This is a genomic window from Ruegeria sp. AH12, assembly GCF_056541465.1.
Genome location: NZ_JBQFYL010000001.1, coordinates 117,005 through 133,236 on the forward strand (window position 1 = coordinate 117,005; position 16,232 = coordinate 133,236).

A 16,232-nucleotide genomic window follows, 5' to 3' on the forward strand; every position below is an offset into this window, starting at 1 on the left:
GTGCGCAGTTCGACAATTGACTTGCCCAGCCTGAAGGGCGCGGCAAAGCTGACCAGACACAACGCAACGATCTGGAGCACCAGAATATGCGCGTTGGACTGCAAATACTCCCACTCGTCCTTGAGCTTGGCGACCTGCTCGATCAGATCATCATAGCTCTGGGCGAGGATCAGGTAGTCTCCCGCAATCGCAGGCACTTTGCGGCGCATGTTGTCAATCGCGGTCTGTGTGTCGTCGTCCAATGATGTGAAAACCAGGAACTGATCGATGTTGAACGCATCCGCCTTGGCTGACATCTGCTCCATCTCATCCTTCTCTTGCCGCCCAAACAGGAAATGCAGCCCTTGCAGCGGAGCGACCTCATTTGTGACCTCGATAAAAAGGGGTAGATCGGCATTGCTGGCGGTGGAAGCCGACAGAAACTCGACCTTTTCGCATAGAACGCCCGTGTCGGGGTCATAGGCCGGATCGCAGAACCGCAACCTGAAGCGCGCCGCATCGCGATCAAAGGCGGATGAGGCCGCATAGGCCACATCAATCTGGCGATCCAGCCGAGAGCTATCGGCGGTATAAAGGCCCGCCAGAACAGCGACCAGAGCGCCGATACCGCCTAGCACGACCCAGACCAGATCAGCCAGTTTCCACGCCCGGTGACCTGCGGGTTTTCGGAACAGAAATCCGGTTCCGACCAACCCCAGCACAAAGAACAGGATCAGAAGTGGTAGTTGGTTATCGGCCACGAAGTTCATGACCCCAAGTTTAGGCGCTGCGATGTTCCATGCAACCGGGATCACGCGCAGTTGTTTCGAAGATGCGAAACGCAAGTGCACATTCAAAACCAAACGGGATCGAATTCCGGATTGAGATTGAACGCCTCCTGTGCAACCTGCGTAGTTGACCCAATCAGGGCCAAGACACAGCGCGGAAGGCACAAGCGTGACCCTGTTCGTCATCCTCATCATCCTCACGGCGGCTTTGCTGCATGCGGTCTGGAATGCCATCGTCAAAACGGCGGCAGACCGGACGACGACGCTGGGCCTTGTGGCGTTTGGGCATGTGATCCCGGCCTCAGTGATGATCCTGTTGTTGCCGCTACCGAGCGCTGAGAGCTTCGTCTACATTGCGCTCTCGACCGTCGTGCATTTCGGTTACTACTTCATGCTGGGCAAAGCCTATCAGCACGGCGACCTCAGCGTCGTTTACCCCATCGCACGCGGCATCGTGCCCGCGCTGGTCTCGCTCTGGGCTATGGTGCTGGTGGGTGAGGTTCTGCCCCTGCAAGCCTGGGGTGGGATCGCCCTGATCGCGCTGGGCATCCAGCTGAGTAGCTGGAGCGCCCTGCGATCCGGCGTTGGGCGCAGCGCGCTGGGCTTTGCGCTGGGCACGGGGTTCTGCATCTCGATCTATTCGGTGGTCGATGGGATCGGTGTGCGGCTGTCGGGCAATACGCTCAGCTACTGGGCCTGGGGCGCGTTCCTGCACCTGTTCATCGCGGGGTTTGTCGGGGTGCGCAAGCGAGACACGCTGGCGGCGCTGCCCGCCAAGGTCTGGATGATCGGCATCCTTGGCGGGCTGGTATCGATGACGGCCTACGGTCTGGTGCTCTACGCCAAGAACTTCGCGCCTTTGGGGGCCGTGTCGGCCTTGCGCGAAACCTCGGTGATTTTTGCGGCGTTGATTGGGTTCGTGTTTTTGCACGAGGGCAACTGGATGCGCCGGTTGGGGGCTGCGGTGCTGATGGCGGGCGGGGTGGCGCTTATCGGGCTGGCGGTGTGAGGGGAATGTCGGGCTGAAGTCCGGCCTACGGGAATGTAGGATGGGTGTTTATACTCTTCTTGATGCGGCAATCTTAATGGATGTAAAAACCCATCCTACTCTTGATCACATGCTTCGTAGGCAGCCGAGATATCTCTTCGACAAAACGACCTCTTCAATCGGTACAGTAAAGCCATCCGTCCGTACTAAACATGCCAAGAGCTTTCTGGCACTGTGGCCTTTGAATATTGTTTGATTTTCAAAAGGGTTATTGGCTGCAAAATCTATCCTCGACAGTTCCGGACATTGCAGGGTGTTTTGACAAAAGATTTCAATTAGATCGTATTTAGCCTTCTGCAGGGCGGAAGCATAGTAGTCGGCCCTGGAATAATCTCCTGAGCGCAAGAGCGACGCGTAAACTTGGCGGTCGGCATTGTCAGCCCAAAAGTAAGCGAGCGAGTAGTCTCGTGTGCGTAACTTATCAAGATAACGAAACATATAAGATATACCACTATTTTGAGAGTATTGTTTGAGAGCCTCTTTGATGAACTCGCTCGCACCCATGTGACTATTCGATATGAGAAAACTAGAAATCGAATAGCAATCTGGAGTTGGGGCTACATCTTCACCATTCAAAAAGGAGATGTATGCTTCGCAACTTGGGAACTCCTCAAAGATGCTGTTGTCTGTTTCTTCACTCTGGGCAAAATCGGGTATGAATGCCAAGATAGCAGCTATAGTATAAAACCATCGCAAGTGTTTGCGATAATCAAACATCCAACTCCTCCACAAACCGCGCGTTCTCTTGAATATATTGGAACCGCAGTTCGGGCTTTTTACCCATCAAGCGCTCGACCAGATCGCCGGTTTCGCCGGGTTCGTCCTCGTCAATCGTGACGCGGATCAGTTTGCGCGAGGCCGGGTCCATCGTGGTCTCTTTCAGATCCTTGGCGTCCATTTCGCCCAGACCTTTGAAGCGAGATACGTCGATTTTGCCCTTGCCGCCCAGACCTTTTTCCAGCCACTCGTCGCGCTCGGCCTCGTCCAGACAGTAGACGCGCTTAGCGCCTTGCGTCAGGCGGTACAGAGGCGGGCAGGCCAGATACAGGTGGCCTGCGTCGATCATGGGCCGCATCTGGGTGAAGAAGAACGTCATCAGCAGCGAGGCGATATGCGCGCCGTCCACGTCCGCATCGGTCATGATGATGATCTTGTCATAGCGCAGGTCGTCGACGTTGAACTTGGTGCCAAGGCCCACACCCAGCGCTTGGGTCAGGTCGTTGATTTCGGCATTGGTACCCAGTTTCGAACTGGCCGCACCCAGCACGTTCAGGATCTTGCCGCGCAGGGGCAGCAGGGCCTGCGTTTTTCGGTCGCGACCCATTTTTGCAGATCCGCCCGCAGAATCGCCCTCGACGATGAATAATTCCGTTCCGTCGCGTGTTGAACTACTACAGTCCACCAACTTGCCGGGGAGACGAAGTTTCTTAGTGGCGGACTTGCGTTGTGTTTCCTTCTCGGCCCGTCGGCGCAGGCGTTCCTCAGCCCTCAGGATGAGGAAATCCAGGATCGCGCCGGCGGATTTCGTGTCCGCGGCCAGCCAGTTATCGAAATGGTCGCGGACAGAATTCTCGACCAGCCGTTGTGCCTCGACCGTGGCCAGACGGTCTTTGGTCTGGCCCACAAATTCCGGTTCGGAGATGAAGCAGGAGACCAGCGCGCAGCCGCCGGTGATCAGATCGTCGCGTGTGATCTGTCCGGCCTTCTTGTTGTTGATCAGCTCACCGTAAGCCTTGATCCCCTTGAGGACCGCCGCCCAGAACCCCGCAACATGGGTGCCACCCTCGGGCGTTGGCACGGTGTTACAGTAGGACTGGATGAACCCGTCGCGCGACGGTGTCCAGTTGATCGCCCATTCGACCTTGCCGGGGGTGCCGAATTTTTCCCGAAAGTCCACGGTGCCCGCAAAGGGCTGCTCGGCATAGGTGGACGAGCCGTTCATCGTCTCCTTCAGGTAATCCGAAAGCCCGCCGGGGAAGTGGAAGGTCGCCTCGGTCGGGGTTTCTCCGTCGTCGATGTGGGATTTCCAGCGGATTTCGACGCCTGAGAACAGGTAGGCCTTGGAACGGATGGATTTGAACAGGCGGGCTGGTTTGAACTTGTGATGGCCGAAGATGTCGGCATCGGCATGGAAGGTTACGGTCGTGCCGCGCCGGTTGGGGGCCGCGCCGACCTTTTCGACGGGGCCAAGGGGAATGCCGCGTGAAAAGCGTTGTTCAAACAGCGTCTTGTCCCGCGCCACCTGCACGACCATCGAATCCGACAGAGCATTCACCACCGATGCACCCACGCCGTGCAGACCGCCCGAGGTCTGATAGGCCTTGCCCGAGAATTTGCCGCCCGCGTGCAGGGTGCACAGGATGACCTCAAGGGCGGATTTGTCCGGAAACTTGGGGTGCGGATCGATCGGAATGCCGCGCCCGTTGTCGCGCACGGTCAGGGCGTAGTCTGCGTGCAGTTCAACCTCGATCCGGTTGGCATGGCCTGCGACCGCTTCGTCCATCGAATTGTCGAGGATTTCAGCCACCATATGGTGCAACGCGCGCTCATCGGTCCCGCCGATATACATACCGGGGCGTTTGCGAACAGGTTCCAGCCCTTCCAGCACCTCGATCGAGGAGGCGTCATAGGTGGTGGTTGCTTCGGGCGTCAACAGGTCGTCGGGCATGGGTGCTGCTCTTGTTCTTGAGTTTCCCCCATTATGGCAGGGGATGTGGTTCGGGGGAAGAGGGCCACGAGGTGTTGTGTGCAATTTGCGCGCCTCAATTGCCCTGTCATGCCGTTTTGCAGCAACAGGGCCGCGTTCGTGGACCGTGCAAGTTAAACCGTTAGAAGGCGACGGGATTTCCGGCGGGGGCACGAAGTGTGGGGTGCAACATCTGCACTTCCCGCGGTTTCAAAACCGGAAGGACCGTTTCGCCGAATGGCCCACCGCGGGACATCAGTTCGGGAAACAGTTCAAGAAGCTCTCGCTTGGTTTCGCGGGCCATCGCATCCAGGCTGGTGTCCCCGGGGAAAAAGGTTTCGGACCAAAGGCCTTCGACCTGCACCAGCTCATGTTTGTCAAACAGGATATGGATATACTCGACGTCCTGATCTGGCGGATCCTGCGTAACAGATTGCCCGTCAACAAGTCCTTTGGCCGGCGCAAGCATCACCCTATCGCCAAAATACAGCTGCATCTGATGAGAGGACACGACGATCCGATGCTGCGGTGAAACCAGTAGGTCGCGTGCAGGGCATCCCGGCGATAAACTGTCTTTGCCTATGCGGATCGGGCAGAATCTTGGGGATTGCCTCAACTCAGCCGAGGAGAGATGCCGCCGACCGATCCAGCGCACAGGACGGCTGCTGCCGTCTGCGACGATGACGGGGTCCCCGGGCCTGAGGGTTTCAATGCGCTGTTCGCCGGATGGGGTCAGGATCAAAGACCCAGCAGTAAAGCAGACAAAGGAGGGCAGTGTGTCGTAGTCAACGGGCGGAGCGGTGACGATGGTGTTGTTGGTGTTTGCGATTGTATCGCCGACATTTGCGTTGCCAGATGTGACGATGATGTATTGTGGATTCGAAAACTGAAGCAGCGTGAACGTGACGGGTGAACCGCTGACGGTGCCACTATAGGTCTCGAAGGTCTGAAAGTTGGTCGAGTTGCCTATAAAGCCAGGGACGCCTGAAACATCCAACTGCGCGCCGCCATCGGCGTCGGGATCCTCCAAGGTGTCATCATTGTCGATGACTGCTACTTGAAACGCGTTCAGGACGGTAACATTGGTCGAGCTCAGCGGGTCGGCATTAATTTCGAGTATCGTGACAAATTTCATCTGATTTACTCGCGATGAACAACTTTAATGAAAGTATAAATTCATCATACACCAAATAGGTGCAAAACATAATAAGGTTGAAAACTAGTGCAGTGATTTCCGGTTTCTCTCGATAACTCAGTGATTTACGAATACCCTAACCGGGAAACCAATGAGGCAGGGCGAATATGAGCTGGATCAAAACCGTACCGTTTGAGCAGGCCACAGGGCGGCTGCGAAAACTCTATGACCGGGTGACCGGACCGAACAACAATGTGGATAACATCATGATGGTGCATTCCCTGCGCCCGCATTCGATGGAAGGCCATATGGCGATCTACAAGAGCGTGTTGCATCATTCCGGAAACACGGTTCCAAAGTGGTTTCTTGAGGTTTTGGGCGTTTGGGTCAGTTCTCTCAATCGCTGTGGTTATTGCGTTGAACATCATTTCAGCGGTTTGCAGCGACTGTTGCGCGATACGCCGCGCGGGGACGCTATCCGTGCCGCGATTGAGGCGCGGCGCGTCGAAGAGGCGCCTTTGGACACGGCTCAGATTGCTGCGATGCACTATGCCCGGAAACTGACCGAAGCGCCGGGGTCCATGGTAGAAGCGGATGTGATTGCCCTGCGCGATGCCGGATGGGAGGATGGTGAAATCCTAGAAATCAATCAGGTCTGTTCCTATTTCTCCTACGCCAACCGGACGGTTTTGGGGCTGGGCTGCTCGACCGATGGCGATGTACTCGGGTTATCTCCAAACAACTCGGATGATCCCGAAGATTGGGGCCATATCTAGGGGCTCAGTCCGCGATCCAATCCAGTATGGCTCGGGCAACAACCTTGGGCCTCTGGTGATGCAGCCAGTGATCGGTGCCGGGGATATCGATGCGGGTCAGGTCAGGGGCAAAAGCCTCGAGCCCGGCCGTGGCTTCGGGTAACAGCGCTTTGTCATCCGATCCCCAAAGCAACAGATGTGGACATCGCACCTGTAAGCGATCCAGGGGCAGTTCGGGCAAGTCAGTGCGTGGTTTTCCGGGGTCAGCGACCACAAGCGGTGAGGCGCGATACCAGTTCAGCATAGCCTCAAGCCGACCGGGCCGCGCCCATTCTGTGCGATAGTCCTGCATCCGCGCATCAGATAACCAGTCGAGCCCCATGCCGAACCGAAAGAAACGTTCCAGGCGCGCAAAGTTATCTGCGGAAAACCGCTGCGCTGCGTCGGGCGCACGTAGGTCGTTGATATAGGCTGAGGCTTTAGATTGCGCGCCACCTGCCGCCATGGCGCGTTGGAACGGCACGGGGTGGACGCCGTTTGCGATAATCAGCCGGCTGACCAGATCGGGTCGGAACATCGCCACCCCATAGGCCACCGACGCACCCCAATCATGGCCCATCACACAGACCGGCCCGCCAAGCTGTTCGATCAAAGTCGCCATATCTGACACCAACAGGGACAAGGTGTAGTTGCCAACACCCTCGGGACACCAGCTTTGCCCGTAACCGCGCTGGTCTGGGGCGATGCAATGAAAGCGGTGGGATAGGTGCGGGGCCAGATCGCTCCAAGCCCCGCCGTATTCCGGAAACCCATGCAACATCAGCAATGGTGGTTTGTCGCTTTCGCCCCAGTGACGCAATAGGAAGGGGTGGCCGTTCAGGTCCGCGAATTCCGTGTCCATTTCTACCCCAATTGTTGAACAGCGATATGATGGGTTTTCCTCACATCTATTTGATGCCGATCAAAGCGCAATTCGACGCTTTCTGCTAGCCGTGCGGGAACAACGAGGGAAAGGAAACACTACATGGACGCTGTAGCAGCACGCGAAGAAAAGCAATCTTCTGTCAAAATCGTGCCAAAGCCTGATCAGGAAACTGCTCAGCCCTGTCACGATAAAATCCGCCTGGCGTTTGAAAGCGGCAGATATCCCTACGCACACAAGATGGCGCGTAAGGACTACGAGGCGCAGAAGGCTTTGTTGCAGGCGGAGCTGCTGAAAGTACAGCTTTGGGCGCAGGAGACGGGGCAGCGATTCGTACTGCTATTTGAAGGGCGCGATGCGGCTGGCAAAGGCGGGACAATCAAGCGGTTCATGGAGCATTTGAACCCGCGGCAGGCGCGTGTTGTGGCATTGAACAAACCCACCTGGGAAGAAAAAGGTCAGTGGTACTATCAACGCTATGTCCAGGAGTTGCCGACGGTCGGGGAAATGGTGTTCTATGATCGGTCTTGGTACAACCGGGCCGGGGTTGAGCGTGTGATGGGGTTCTGCTCGCCCAATGAATACCTTGAATTCATGCGCCAGACACCGGATCTGGAGCGGATGCTGGTCCGGTCGGGTATTCAGCTGTACAAATACTGGTTCTCGGTCACGCAGGAAGAACAACAGCGCCGGTTCAAAAGCCGTGAAACCGATCCGTTGAAACAGTGGAAATTGTCGCCCATCGACAAGGCCAGCCTGAACAAATGGGACGACTATACCGAGGCCAAAGAGGCGATGTTCTTCTATACAGACACTGCCGATGCGCCCTGGACCATCGTCAAATCGAATGACAAGAAACGCGCGCGACTGAATTGCATGCGCCACTTTCTGGCGTCGCTTGACTACCCCGAGAAAAACGAAGCGATCGTTGGTGAGCCTGACCCGCTAATCGTCGGGCAGGCCCATCACGTGATTCACCAGTCCGAACATATACTGGGCGCCTCGCTGCATCCCAGCACGTGAACTTACAGAATTGAGTTTTGAGGTTGTGAAGCCCACAGCCATACGTCAGCGAATAAGTCTCATGACGATATTTATCTGATCCGCTCTTGCCCCGGCTTCGGGCCGCGCATATGGCTGGTCGGATGAACAAGGTGATGACATATCCGGCCCATTTCAAGGCCATCGCTGTGCTGGGCTTGCCGTTGATCGGCGGGCATCTGGCACAGTTTGCGATCGGTTTGACCGATACTGTCATGCTGGGCTGGTACGGGGTCGAGGCCCTAGCGGCGGTGACACTGGCCAGCAGCTATTTCTTTGTTCTGTTCCTGTTTGGGGCCGGGTTTGGCTGGGCGGTGATGCCGATGGTTGCAACAGCCGCAGCGGAAGAGGATGAAACCAGCATCCGCCGTTCGACGCGCATGGGCTTGTGGTTGTCATTGCTCTATGCGGCGCTTGTTATGCCGTTGCTGTGGTGGTCCTATCCGATCCTGATCGCTTTGAGACAAGAGCCACAAGTAGCAGAAACAGCGGCACAATACCTGCGTGTGGCAGGGTGGGGCCTGTTCCCGGCGCTGTTGGTCATGGTGCTCAAATCCTACCTTGCGGCGTTGGAACGCACCCAGATCGTCCTGTGGATCACGGTTGTTGCTGCCCTTGTGAATGGCGTGACCAACTATGCCTTGATTTTCGGGAACTGGGGCGCGCCAGAGCTTGGGGTGATGGGCGCGGCCATTGCATCAGTGGTCACTCAGATTGTGTCGCTGGTCGCGGTTGTTGCCTATGCGGTTTACGTTTTGCCTCAATACAACCTGTTCCAGCGCTTCTGGCGCCCGGATTGGGAGATGTTTGGAAGCGTTCTGCGTCTTGGCGTACCGATCGGATTGACAACGCTGGCCGAGGTCACACTGTTCGCCACTTCGGCGGTCATGATGGGATGGCTAGGCCAGGTGCCTCTGGCGGCGCATGGGATTGCGTTGAACCTCGCATCGGCCACTTTCATGGTGCATCTGGGTCTATCGAACGCGGCTACCATTCGGGCTGGCAATGCTCTGGGGCGGCGAGATCGTGCGCATCTTGAAAAAGGTGCCATCGCAGTGACCATCATGTCACTGGTTATGTCCGTTTTGACGGTCATCCTGTTCCTCACCTGTGCCGAGCCTTTAATTTCGCTGTTTATGGAATCTGATGACCCGCAGCGTGGCCAGATCCTGGCCATCGGAACTGGGTTGCTCGCCATGGCAGCGCTGTTTCAACTGGTCGATGGCGCTCAGGTCATTGCGCTGGGCCTGCTGCGTGGCTTGCAGGACGCCAAGGTTCCTATGGTCATGGCCGGGCTGAGCTACTGGGTCGTTGGCCTGCCATCTTCCTATTACTTTGGTTTTGTCCGAGGCATGGATGGCATTGGCGTTTGGATGGGTTTGGTTCTGGGGCTCGCATGTGCAGCTATACTGCTGATGGCGCGGTTCTGGATGCGATCCGTGCGTGAAGTGGGTGTTCCGGCTGAGTAACTGTTAGTCCTTTTCCAGTCGATCGGCCTTTTTCCGAACCAGTACAGATCGCAGATCGTGCATCGCCATCAATAGCCGGTCAGTGACGTCGTCCAATTGCTCGTCGGTGGCTTTGGATTGTGCCCATTGAGTAGTCACGTTCAGATAATCAACCGCCCGGTGAATATCATCTATGTCACGCTGGGCCAGAAGGGCCTTGCGATCCTCCATCCATCGTGTGATCTCAGCCTTGTCCGTATCGGTCAGGTTACGCTGACCATGTGGCTTAACCTCGCCGTTGCGGATGTTGATCACCGCGATCTGGTCCATCTCAATCCGCCGCTGGCGGTTTTCGGTGTCGACCTTGAACACAGCCGCACCATTCTCGCGGACACGAAAGTAGTATTCGGGCAGTTCGGCCGTCATGAAGGTCTCCGTTCAGGTCAGAGCCGCGCAAAAGCGCTGAATGCGGGTGCAGGCCTCTTTCAAGGCCTCATCTGAGGTCGCGTAGCTGACCCGGAAATTGGGTGACAGGCCAAATGCCGCGCCAAACACCACCGCGACGTCGGCCCCTTCCAGCAGAGCTGTTGCAAAGGCTTCGTCGTTTTCAATCACCGTACCGGCAGGGGTTGTCTTGCCGATCAGGCCCGCGATGGACGGGTAAACATAAAAGGCACCTTCCGGGGTGGGGCAACTGATGCCGTCGATGGCGTTCAGCATATCGACAACCAGATCGCGGCGGCGTTTGAAGGTCACGTTATTGGGGGCCAGGAAATCCTGTGTACCGTTCAACGCCTCGACCGCGGCCCATTGGCTGATCGAACAGGGGTTCGAGGTGGATTGCGACTGTACCTTGCGCATCGCCGCGATCAGGGCCTCGGGCCCGGCGGCATAGCCGATCCGCCACCCTGTCATAGCATAGGCCTTGGACACGCCATTGCAGGTAAGCGTGCGGTCGTAAAGCTTAGGCTCGACTTGTGCAGGAGTGCAGAATTCAAACCCGTCATAGGCTAGATGTTCGTACATATCATCGGTCATCACCCAGACATGAGGGTGACGCAACAGGACATCGGTAAGCTCTTTCAACTCCGCGTGGCTGTAGCCCGCACCAGTCGGGTTCGACGGAGAGTTGAAGATCAGCCATTTTGTTTTGGGTGTAATCGCAGCCTCAAGTTGATCGGCAGTCAGCTTGAAATTTGTCTGAAGCGAAGTTTCCGCAATCACCGGAGTTCCGCCCGCCAGCAGAACCATATCTGGATAGCTGACCCAGTAGGGGGCAGGAATGACGACCTCATCCCCCTCGTTCAGGGTTGCCATCAGCGCGTTATACAACGTCTGTTTGCCACCCGTACCCACCGAAACCTGTGCGGGAGTGTAGTCGAGCCCGTGATCACGTTTCATCTTGGCGCAGACGGCCTGTTTCAACTCGGGGATGCCGTCAGGTGCGGTGTATTTCGTTTTGCCCGCCGCTATGGCCGCAACAGCGGCGTCCTTGATGTTTTGGGGTGTGTCGAAATCCGGCTCACCTGCGCTCAGGCCGATGATGTCACGCCCGGCGGCTTTCAGCTCGGCCGCCTTGGCTGTCATCGCAATCGTTGGGGAAGGTTTGACGCGGGACAATGTCGCAGACAGGAAACTCATGGCGGCCTCGGTTTGTATGTTCAGCCTGACTGTCATAGGGTGCGCCCGAAGGACGATCAAGCGATATGAAATCGGAAAGCGGAGACCTGAATGAGCGACGAATACGATTGGTTTGGACCAGACGCGGCGACATTTGGGGATCGGTTGGCCGGCGCGCGAGAGGCTGCTGGGATGAACCAGGCGGAACTGGCCCGGAGGCTGGGTGTCAAGAAATCGACGATTGTTGATTGGGAAAATGACCTGTCCGAGCCGCGCGCAAACCGTCTGTCGATGATGGCGGGCATGGTGAACGTGTCGATCAGATGGTTGCTGACTGGCGAAGGCGAAGGCATGGACGCGCCCGTAGATGCAGATAGCAATAATCTGGATATTGCCGGAGCCGTCGCCGAGCTGCGCGCAATTCGCGGCGAAATGCGCGCCTGTTCGGAACGCGCCGCGCGGCTGGAAAAAAAGCTGCGGCTGATGCTGGAATCAGGCCAATGACCGAGGCGCGCGATATTCGCATCAAACGCATGAAAATGCGGTCGATGCGGCGGGGTATCAAAGAGATGGATTTGATCCTGTCAGCCTATGCTGATCGTAATCTGGACAAGATGGATGTGGCGGGTCTGGATCAATATGACGCCTTACTGAACGAAAACGATCAGGACTTGTATCAATGGGTGACTGGGCAGGTTTCTCCTCCAGACGCGCTGTCCGACTTGATCGCTGACATCGCTCAGACCTTTCAAAAGTAAGGATAATTTCAGCTTAACTGATTTTTCGGGATTTCGGTTCATCGTGGCGGAAAGAACGCGACTGAATCGGAGGGTCGGATGAGTATGGAATTGCAGGTCTCGGCATCGGGCGCCAAAGGGTTCATGAATAGCTACCTTGAGGCGTTGGCGCTTGTCGAACGGCTGCACCGGCTGCTTTTGGACGTGATCAAGGATGAGTTCGAGCGGGTCGGGGTGCTGGAAATCAACGCCGTTCAGGCGCTGCTATTGTTCAATATCGGCGATCATGAAGTGACGGCGGGCGAGTTGAAAAGCCGTGGATACTATCAGGGCAGCAATGTCAGCTACAATCTGAAGAAACTGGTTGAAATGGGGTATATGCACCACCAGAGATGCGAAATCGACCGTCGCTCTGTCCGGGTGCGGCTAACGCCACGCGGTCGGGAAATCCGGGATATCGTATCTGAGCTTTTTGCGCGCCATGCGGACGGGTTGCAAAGCCGTGGTGTGCTGGCGCAAGAGGGGATCGAAGATATTACTGGATCACTGCGCCGGGTTGAGCGGTACTGGACGGACCAGATTCGCTATATCTACTGATACGCGAAGATTTGTTTTCTGGAGGGTGCGTCAGATCATGTGCTGGGTTAGTCGAAGGAAGACCTCCGAGTTGTAAACCGCTGAGCTCGCGTTCCAGCTTTCTGCGCATAGCGCGCTCGAAATCCTCGAAACCCTGCGCTACTTCCAGAAACGCGCCCGGCCCGTGCAAAACATTGTTTTCGAAGAACGGGATCAGGAACAGCTCGCCTTCAAAATCTGCTGCATTGATGACCAGCCCGTTGACCACGACATCACTGAATGGGAAGTGCCGATAGGCGTTTTGTGGGCCATAGCCGTCATTGTTCGATCCGTCCCCCGACAGATCAATGGTCTTGAATAGGCAAGTGGGTGCCCGTTCCAACAAGGCGGCGCCAAAGGCCAATGCGTATCCCATCGCAGTGGCGGATTGGGTGTCCGACCGCTGGGATTGACTGATTTGTGTTGCGGCGGCCAGAACATCGCCACTGTTTTCGATCATCCGCCAATCCATGATGATATGTTGGACGGACCGCCCACTCCATTCATAGACTGAAAGCGCGACCGGCATCGGCGACGAAAAGAAGGCGTCATGAACCTCGGGGGCGAGTAGGGCGGCCGCCAAGCCTTGCCGTTGCAGAGCGTCTTCTGCCTCATCCACCGAAACAGAGATATCCAGCGCCAACGCCAGCGCCAGACGGCAGGGCTCTGCCTGAACAGGGCTGGCCAGGACGGCCAGACCTAGTGCTATAAGGGTGCTGATCACCAGTGCCCGGTACTTTCCATGCTGGCCCAGGGCTCTGCTGGGTCCAACGCGTCGCCGTTTTGCAGCAACTCAACCGAGATATTGTCCGGCGAGCGGACAAAAGCCATGCGCCCGTCACGCGGCGGACGGTTGATGACCACCCCATTGTCCTGAAGATGCTGGCAGGTCGCATAGATATCGTCGACGCCGTAGGCGAGGTGGCCAAAGTGGCGGCTGTCGCTCGGCAATGCGTCGTCACCATCCCAATTGTAAGTCAGCTCAATCGGTCGATCTTCTTGCCCCGGCGGTGCCAAGAAAATGAGGGTGAACCGGCCCTGTTCGCTTTCGTACCGGCGGGTTTCCTTCAGGCCAAGCAGTTCATAGAACGCCATGGATTTCTCAAGATCCTTCACGCGAACCATGGTGTGAAGATATGTCAGCCCCATCTCGGCAATCCTTCTTTTTGAATAAGTTCGCTCTCAGCTTAGCGCGCTGCCGGGACGTGTCGAGGGGGCGGAGAACACAATTCCGAAAAACCGTGCATCAGGCCATATCCTGCGGTTCCAGCGGATGACCTGTCGATATATAGTGGCAGGCGACTCAGTATCGAAAGGAAGTTTTCATGCCCCTGTCTGCCGACCAACAGGCCGAGATCGAAGCGCAGCGCGCGCAATCGCATCAAACACGCCGTGTCGTTGTAACGGGGATGGAAGATCACCTGTATACTGCGCATCAGGTGCTGGATCACGGGTTTGTGCGTGTTATCGATTATATGGGCGATGATGCGGCTATCTGTCAGGCGGCGCGCGTGTCTTATGGCAAGGGCACGAAGTCGGTTCAGAATGACGAAGGTCTGATCCGCTATCTGATGCGGCATTGGCATTCGACTCCGTTTGAGATGTGCGAGGTCAAGCTGCACGTCAAACTTCCGGTCTTTGTGGCCCGTCAGTGGATTCGCCACAGGACCGCGAATGTGAACGAATACTCGGCGCGCTATTCTATTCTGGATCGTGAGTTTTACATCCCCGCGCCCGAGCATGTCGCCGCGCAGTCAGAAGTGAATAATCAAGGCCGCGGATCAACTCTGGAAGGGGAAGAGGCCGCACGGGTTCTGGAAATGCTCAAGGCCGACAGCACCCGCTGCTATGACAATTATGAGGCGATGATTAGCCAGGACGGCCAGCAGGGGTTGGCGCGTGAATTGGCGCGGATGAACTTGCCGGCCAACATCTATACGCAGTGGTACTGGAAGGTTGATCTGCACAACCTGTTCCATTTCCTGCGCCTGCGCGCCGATCCGCATGCACAGTATGAGATCCGGGTTTATGCCGATACCATGTGCAAGATCGTGGCCGATTGGGTGCCATTCGCTTATCGGGCCTTCGAAGATTACCGCCTTGGCGCGGTGAACCTGTCCGCTCAGATGGTGGACAGCCTGCGCCGGATGCTGGCTGGCGAAAGCGTCACTCAGGAAAGCTCTGGCATGACAGCGCGGGAATGGCGTGAATTTGAGGCCATCATCAAGGAAGACTGATTCAAAAGCATAGCGGTTGTCTATACAGACCGTCATGAAACTGTTACTTTGATTTCATGACCCGTGCTTCGTTTCTTTCCGTTTTGGGCCTTACCTTTTCGCTGGCTGTGCCCGCTCAGGCCAAATCCCCGATTGCCGAAGTGTTATGCGAGCCGACCCAACGGCTGCATGAGAAACTCAAGGGGCAATTTCGGTCCGAGCGTGTGGCAACGGGTATGCGCGGGCCTGAACAGATTATGGAGGTCTGGAGCAGTGATCTGGGCGACTGGACCATGGTCGTGACCTATGCCACCGGAACTTCCTGCATCGTTGCGATGGGACAAGACTGGCATTCGCACGCTGGGGATAAGCCAGCACGGGGATAGGGCATTTGCCGGATAGGGGGCGGGTGACGGCCGGAAATTGGCCGCCAACCTTAATTGGAAAACCCCGCGCGGGGCGGGGGCGTCGTTACAACGGTTTCAAATCAGCTGCCATCTGGCGGCCGTCACGTCCGTCCTGCAACTCGTACGAGACTTTCTGATTGTCTGCGAGTCCGGTCAGGCCGGACCGTTCTACGGCCGAGATATGCACAAACACATCTTTGCCCCCTTCGTCGGGGGCAATAAACCCATAGCCTTTGGTGGTATTGAACCATTTCACGGTGCCAGTTGGCATCTCCCGTGTCTCCTTCTACTTTCGCATTGTCCCACAAATAGGTGGGGCGGTGGTTGGCAGAACCGCAAAAGCAGGCTGTTTCCAATGCTGACGACAGCTGATTTTGCATGTTTCACCTTTTTCAACATTGCACGGTGAAGTAAAAAATCAAGAATAACCGCTGGAAACCGGTTGGTTCGCCTAAAATTGAAACAAATACCGAAGCAGGACAAACATGCGTCTTTATGGGCTAAAAAATTGTGACACGTGCCGCAAGGCCTTGAAATCAATTCCTAATGCTGAGTTTGTGGATGTGCGCGCAGATGGCGTTCCGGAAAATCTGTTGTCGCAGGCTCTTGCCACGTTCGGCGAGGCTTTGCTCAATACCCGTTCGACAACCTGGCGTGGTTTGGAGGATGCGCAGCGTTCCCGCCCCGCAATGGAGTTGTTGAAAGAACATCCGACCCTGATGAAACGTCCACTGATTGAAAAAGATGGTTCGTTGACGTTGGGTTGGACAGCTGAAACGCGGTCAACGCTTGGCGTCGCCTGATCGGATGCTTATCTGATCTGACGCAACTGCGA

The 16,232-nt window shown here is 56.5% G+C and carries 19 protein-coding genes and 1 pseudogene; 10 read left to right on the forward strand and 10 right to left on the reverse strand.

Annotation, left to right across the window (positions count from 1 at the left end):
- Window positions 1-2 precede the first annotated feature (2 nt).
- Window positions 3-749 (reverse strand): annotated as a pseudogene (locus tag ACR0EL_RS00625) (hypothetical protein); the annotation flags it as partial.
- 187 nt (window positions 750-936) lie between these two features.
- Between ACR0EL_RS00625 and ACR0EL_RS00630 the strand changes: the two are divergent.
- Window positions 937-1,776 carry an EamA family transporter gene (locus ACR0EL_RS00630; RefSeq protein WP_480497329.1) on the forward strand — a complete coding sequence of 280 codons (840 nt, stop codon included), beginning with the start codon at window positions 937-939 and terminating at the stop codon, window positions 1,774-1,776.
- A gap of 105 nt (window positions 1,777-1,881) precedes the next feature.
- On the opposite strand, the gene ACR0EL_RS00635 is transcribed toward ACR0EL_RS00630, so the two are convergent.
- The 3 genes from ACR0EL_RS00635 to ACR0EL_RS00645 all read right to left on the reverse strand — a co-directional run bounded on the left by ACR0EL_RS00635 (window position 1,882) and on the right by ACR0EL_RS00645 (window position 5,636).
- Window positions 1,882-2,532, reverse strand: coding sequence for a hypothetical protein (locus ACR0EL_RS00635; RefSeq protein ID WP_480497331.1), 651 nt, complete (start codon window positions 2,530-2,532; stop codon window positions 1,882-1,884).
- Complete coding sequence (gene parE, locus ACR0EL_RS00640; RefSeq protein WP_480497333.1) at window positions 2,525-4,483, reverse strand: DNA topoisomerase IV subunit B; 1,959 nt, start codon at window positions 4,481-4,483, stop codon at window positions 2,525-2,527. Before parE ends, ACR0EL_RS00635 begins: the two co-directional genes overlap by 8 nt.
- Before the next feature lie 160 nt (window positions 4,484-4,643).
- A complete protein-coding gene (locus ACR0EL_RS00645) occupies window positions 4,644-5,636 on the reverse strand; it encodes a Hint domain-containing protein (protein WP_480497335.1) in 993 nt (330 codons plus the stop codon).
- 167 nt (window positions 5,637-5,803) lie between these two features.
- Between ACR0EL_RS00645 and ACR0EL_RS00650 the strand changes: the two genes are divergently transcribed.
- Entirely contained in the window at window positions 5,804-6,412 is a 609-nt protein-coding gene (locus ACR0EL_RS00650) for a carboxymuconolactone decarboxylase family protein (protein ID WP_480497336.1), read from the forward strand.
- A gap of 4 nt (window positions 6,413-6,416) precedes the next feature.
- Here ACR0EL_RS00650 and ACR0EL_RS00655 read toward each other — a convergent pair whose 3' ends face one another.
- Window positions 6,417-7,292, reverse strand: a complete 876-nt coding sequence (locus ACR0EL_RS00655; RefSeq protein ID WP_480497338.1) for an alpha/beta fold hydrolase — start codon at window positions 7,290-7,292, stop codon at window positions 6,417-6,419.
- 123 nt (window positions 7,293-7,415) lie between these two features.
- Here ACR0EL_RS00655 and ppk2 point away from each other — a divergent pair, with 123 nt between their 5' ends.
- On the forward strand, window positions 7,416-8,336 hold the full coding sequence (gene ppk2 / locus ACR0EL_RS00660) for a polyphosphate kinase 2 (RefSeq protein ID WP_480497340.1): 921 nt from the start codon (window positions 7,416-7,418) through the stop codon (window positions 8,334-8,336).
- A gap of 122 nt (window positions 8,337-8,458) precedes the next feature.
- Window positions 8,459-9,823: an MATE family efflux transporter gene (locus ACR0EL_RS00665; protein WP_353008353.1), complete on the forward strand. Its 1,365-nt coding sequence runs from the start codon at window positions 8,459-8,461 to the stop codon at window positions 9,821-9,823.
- Between the two features lie 3 nt (window positions 9,824-9,826).
- Here the strand turns inward: ACR0EL_RS00665 and ACR0EL_RS00670 are convergent, their stop codons facing one another.
- Both ACR0EL_RS00670 and ACR0EL_RS00675 read right to left on the reverse strand, forming a co-directional pair.
- On the reverse strand, window positions 9,827-10,228 hold the full coding sequence (locus ACR0EL_RS00670) for a hypothetical protein (protein ID WP_480497342.1): 402 nt from the start codon (window positions 10,226-10,228) through the stop codon (window positions 9,827-9,829).
- Between the two features lie 12 nt (window positions 10,229-10,240).
- Window positions 10,241-11,443, reverse strand: a complete 1,203-nt coding sequence (locus ACR0EL_RS00675) for a pyridoxal phosphate-dependent aminotransferase (RefSeq protein WP_480498391.1) — start codon at window positions 11,441-11,443, stop codon at window positions 10,241-10,243.
- A gap of 90 nt (window positions 11,444-11,533) precedes the next feature.
- On the opposite strand from ACR0EL_RS00675, the gene ACR0EL_RS00680 reads away from it, so the two are divergent.
- From ACR0EL_RS00680 to ACR0EL_RS00690, 3 genes are all read left to right on the forward strand, one after another.
- Window positions 11,534-11,926 carry a helix-turn-helix domain-containing protein gene (locus ACR0EL_RS00680; RefSeq protein WP_480497344.1) on the forward strand — a complete coding sequence of 131 codons (393 nt, stop codon included), beginning with the start codon at window positions 11,534-11,536 and terminating at the stop codon, window positions 11,924-11,926.
- Window positions 11,923-12,180 carry a succinate dehydrogenase assembly factor 2 gene (locus ACR0EL_RS00685; RefSeq protein ID WP_480497346.1) on the forward strand — a complete coding sequence of 86 codons (258 nt, stop codon included), beginning with the start codon at window positions 11,923-11,925 and terminating at the stop codon, window positions 12,178-12,180. Before ACR0EL_RS00680 ends, ACR0EL_RS00685 begins: the two co-directional genes overlap by 4 nt.
- 78 nt (window positions 12,181-12,258) lie before the next feature.
- Window positions 12,259-12,756 (forward strand): MarR family winged helix-turn-helix transcriptional regulator, encoded by a 498-nt coding sequence (locus ACR0EL_RS00690; RefSeq protein WP_480497348.1) that lies wholly within the window; start codon window positions 12,259-12,261, stop codon window positions 12,754-12,756.
- On the opposite strand, the gene ACR0EL_RS00695 is transcribed toward ACR0EL_RS00690, so the two are convergent.
- Together ACR0EL_RS00695 and ACR0EL_RS00700 are read right to left on the reverse strand one after the other, a co-directional pair.
- Window positions 12,695-13,498 (reverse strand): DUF1194 domain-containing protein, encoded by an 804-nt coding sequence (locus ACR0EL_RS00695; protein ID WP_480497350.1) that lies wholly within the window; start codon window positions 13,496-13,498, stop codon window positions 12,695-12,697. The genes ACR0EL_RS00690 and ACR0EL_RS00695 overlap by 62 nt on opposite strands.
- On the reverse strand, window positions 13,495-13,923 hold the full coding sequence (locus ACR0EL_RS00700; protein WP_480497352.1) for a VOC family protein: 429 nt from the start codon (window positions 13,921-13,923) through the stop codon (window positions 13,495-13,497). Before ACR0EL_RS00700 ends, ACR0EL_RS00695 begins: the two co-directional genes overlap by 4 nt.
- A 176-nt stretch (window positions 13,924-14,099) precedes the next feature.
- On the opposite strand from ACR0EL_RS00700, the gene thyX reads away from it, so the two are divergent.
- Both thyX and ACR0EL_RS00710 read left to right on the forward strand, forming a co-directional pair.
- Window positions 14,100-15,011, forward strand: coding sequence for an FAD-dependent thymidylate synthase (gene thyX / locus ACR0EL_RS00705; protein ID WP_480497354.1), 912 nt, complete (start codon window positions 14,100-14,102; stop codon window positions 15,009-15,011).
- A 56-nt stretch (window positions 15,012-15,067) separates the two neighbouring features.
- On the forward strand, window positions 15,068-15,376 hold the full coding sequence (locus ACR0EL_RS00710) for a hypothetical protein (protein ID WP_480497356.1): 309 nt from the start codon (window positions 15,068-15,070) through the stop codon (window positions 15,374-15,376).
- 85 nt (window positions 15,377-15,461) lie between these two features.
- Here ACR0EL_RS00710 and ACR0EL_RS00715 read toward each other — a convergent pair whose 3' ends face one another.
- Window positions 15,462-15,668, reverse strand: coding sequence for a cold-shock protein (locus tag ACR0EL_RS00715; RefSeq protein WP_008758035.1), 207 nt, complete (start codon window positions 15,666-15,668; stop codon window positions 15,462-15,464).
- 214 nt (window positions 15,669-15,882) lie between these two features.
- Here ACR0EL_RS00715 and ACR0EL_RS00720 point away from each other — a divergent pair, with 214 nt between their 5' ends.
- Entirely contained in the window at window positions 15,883-16,200 is a 318-nt protein-coding gene (locus tag ACR0EL_RS00720) for an ArsC/Spx/MgsR family protein (RefSeq protein WP_480497358.1), read from the forward strand.
- Window positions 16,201-16,232: the final 32 nt, after the last annotated feature.

Bases quoted from the DNA above. Each gene is read 5' to 3' on its own strand.
- ACR0EL_RS00635 (WP_480497331.1), bottom strand. From the start codon at position 2,532: ATGTTTGATTATCGCAAACACTTGCGATGGTTTTATACTATAGCTGCT.
- ACR0EL_RS00670 (WP_480497342.1), bottom strand. From the start codon at position 10,228: ATGACGGCCGAACTGCCCGAATACTACTTTCGTGTCCGCGAGAATGGT.
- thyX (WP_480497354.1), top strand. From the start codon at position 14,100: ATGCCCCTGTCTGCCGACCAACAGGCCGAGATCGAAGCGCAGCGCGCG.
- ACR0EL_RS00690 (WP_480497348.1), top strand. From the start codon at position 12,259: ATGAGTATGGAATTGCAGGTCTCGGCATCGGGCGCCAAAGGGTTCATG.
- ACR0EL_RS00710 (WP_480497356.1), top strand. From the start codon at position 15,068: ATGACCCGTGCTTCGTTTCTTTCCGTTTTGGGCCTTACCTTTTCGCTG.
- ACR0EL_RS00675 (WP_480498391.1), bottom strand. From the start codon at position 11,443: ATGAGTTTCCTGTCTGCGACATTGTCCCGCGTCAAACCTTCCCCAACG.
- ACR0EL_RS00665 (WP_353008353.1), top strand. From the start codon at position 8,459: ATGAACAAGGTGATGACATATCCGGCCCATTTCAAGGCCATCGCTGTG.
- ACR0EL_RS00645 (WP_480497335.1), bottom strand. From the start codon at position 5,636: ATGAAATTTGTCACGATACTCGAAATTAATGCCGACCCGCTGAGCTCG.
- ACR0EL_RS00685 (WP_480497346.1), top strand. From the start codon at position 11,923: ATGACCGAGGCGCGCGATATTCGCATCAAACGCATGAAAATGCGGTCG.
- ACR0EL_RS00700 (WP_480497352.1), bottom strand. From the start codon at position 13,923: ATGGGGCTGACATATCTTCACACCATGGTTCGCGTGAAGGATCTTGAG.
- ACR0EL_RS00720 (WP_480497358.1), top strand. From the start codon at position 15,883: ATGCGTCTTTATGGGCTAAAAAATTGTGACACGTGCCGCAAGGCCTTG.
- ACR0EL_RS00715 (WP_008758035.1), bottom strand. From the start codon at position 15,668: ATGCCAACTGGCACCGTGAAATGGTTCAATACCACCAAAGGCTATGGG.
- ppk2 (WP_480497340.1), top strand. From the start codon at position 7,416: ATGGACGCTGTAGCAGCACGCGAAGAAAAGCAATCTTCTGTCAAAATC.
- ACR0EL_RS00650 (WP_480497336.1), top strand. From the start codon at position 5,804: ATGAGCTGGATCAAAACCGTACCGTTTGAGCAGGCCACAGGGCGGCTG.
- ACR0EL_RS00655 (WP_480497338.1), bottom strand. From the start codon at position 7,292: ATGGACACGGAATTCGCGGACCTGAACGGCCACCCCTTCCTATTGCGT.
- ACR0EL_RS00680 (WP_480497344.1), top strand. From the start codon at position 11,534: ATGAGCGACGAATACGATTGGTTTGGACCAGACGCGGCGACATTTGGG.
- parE (WP_480497333.1), bottom strand. From the start codon at position 4,483: ATGCCCGACGACCTGTTGACGCCCGAAGCAACCACCACCTATGACGCC.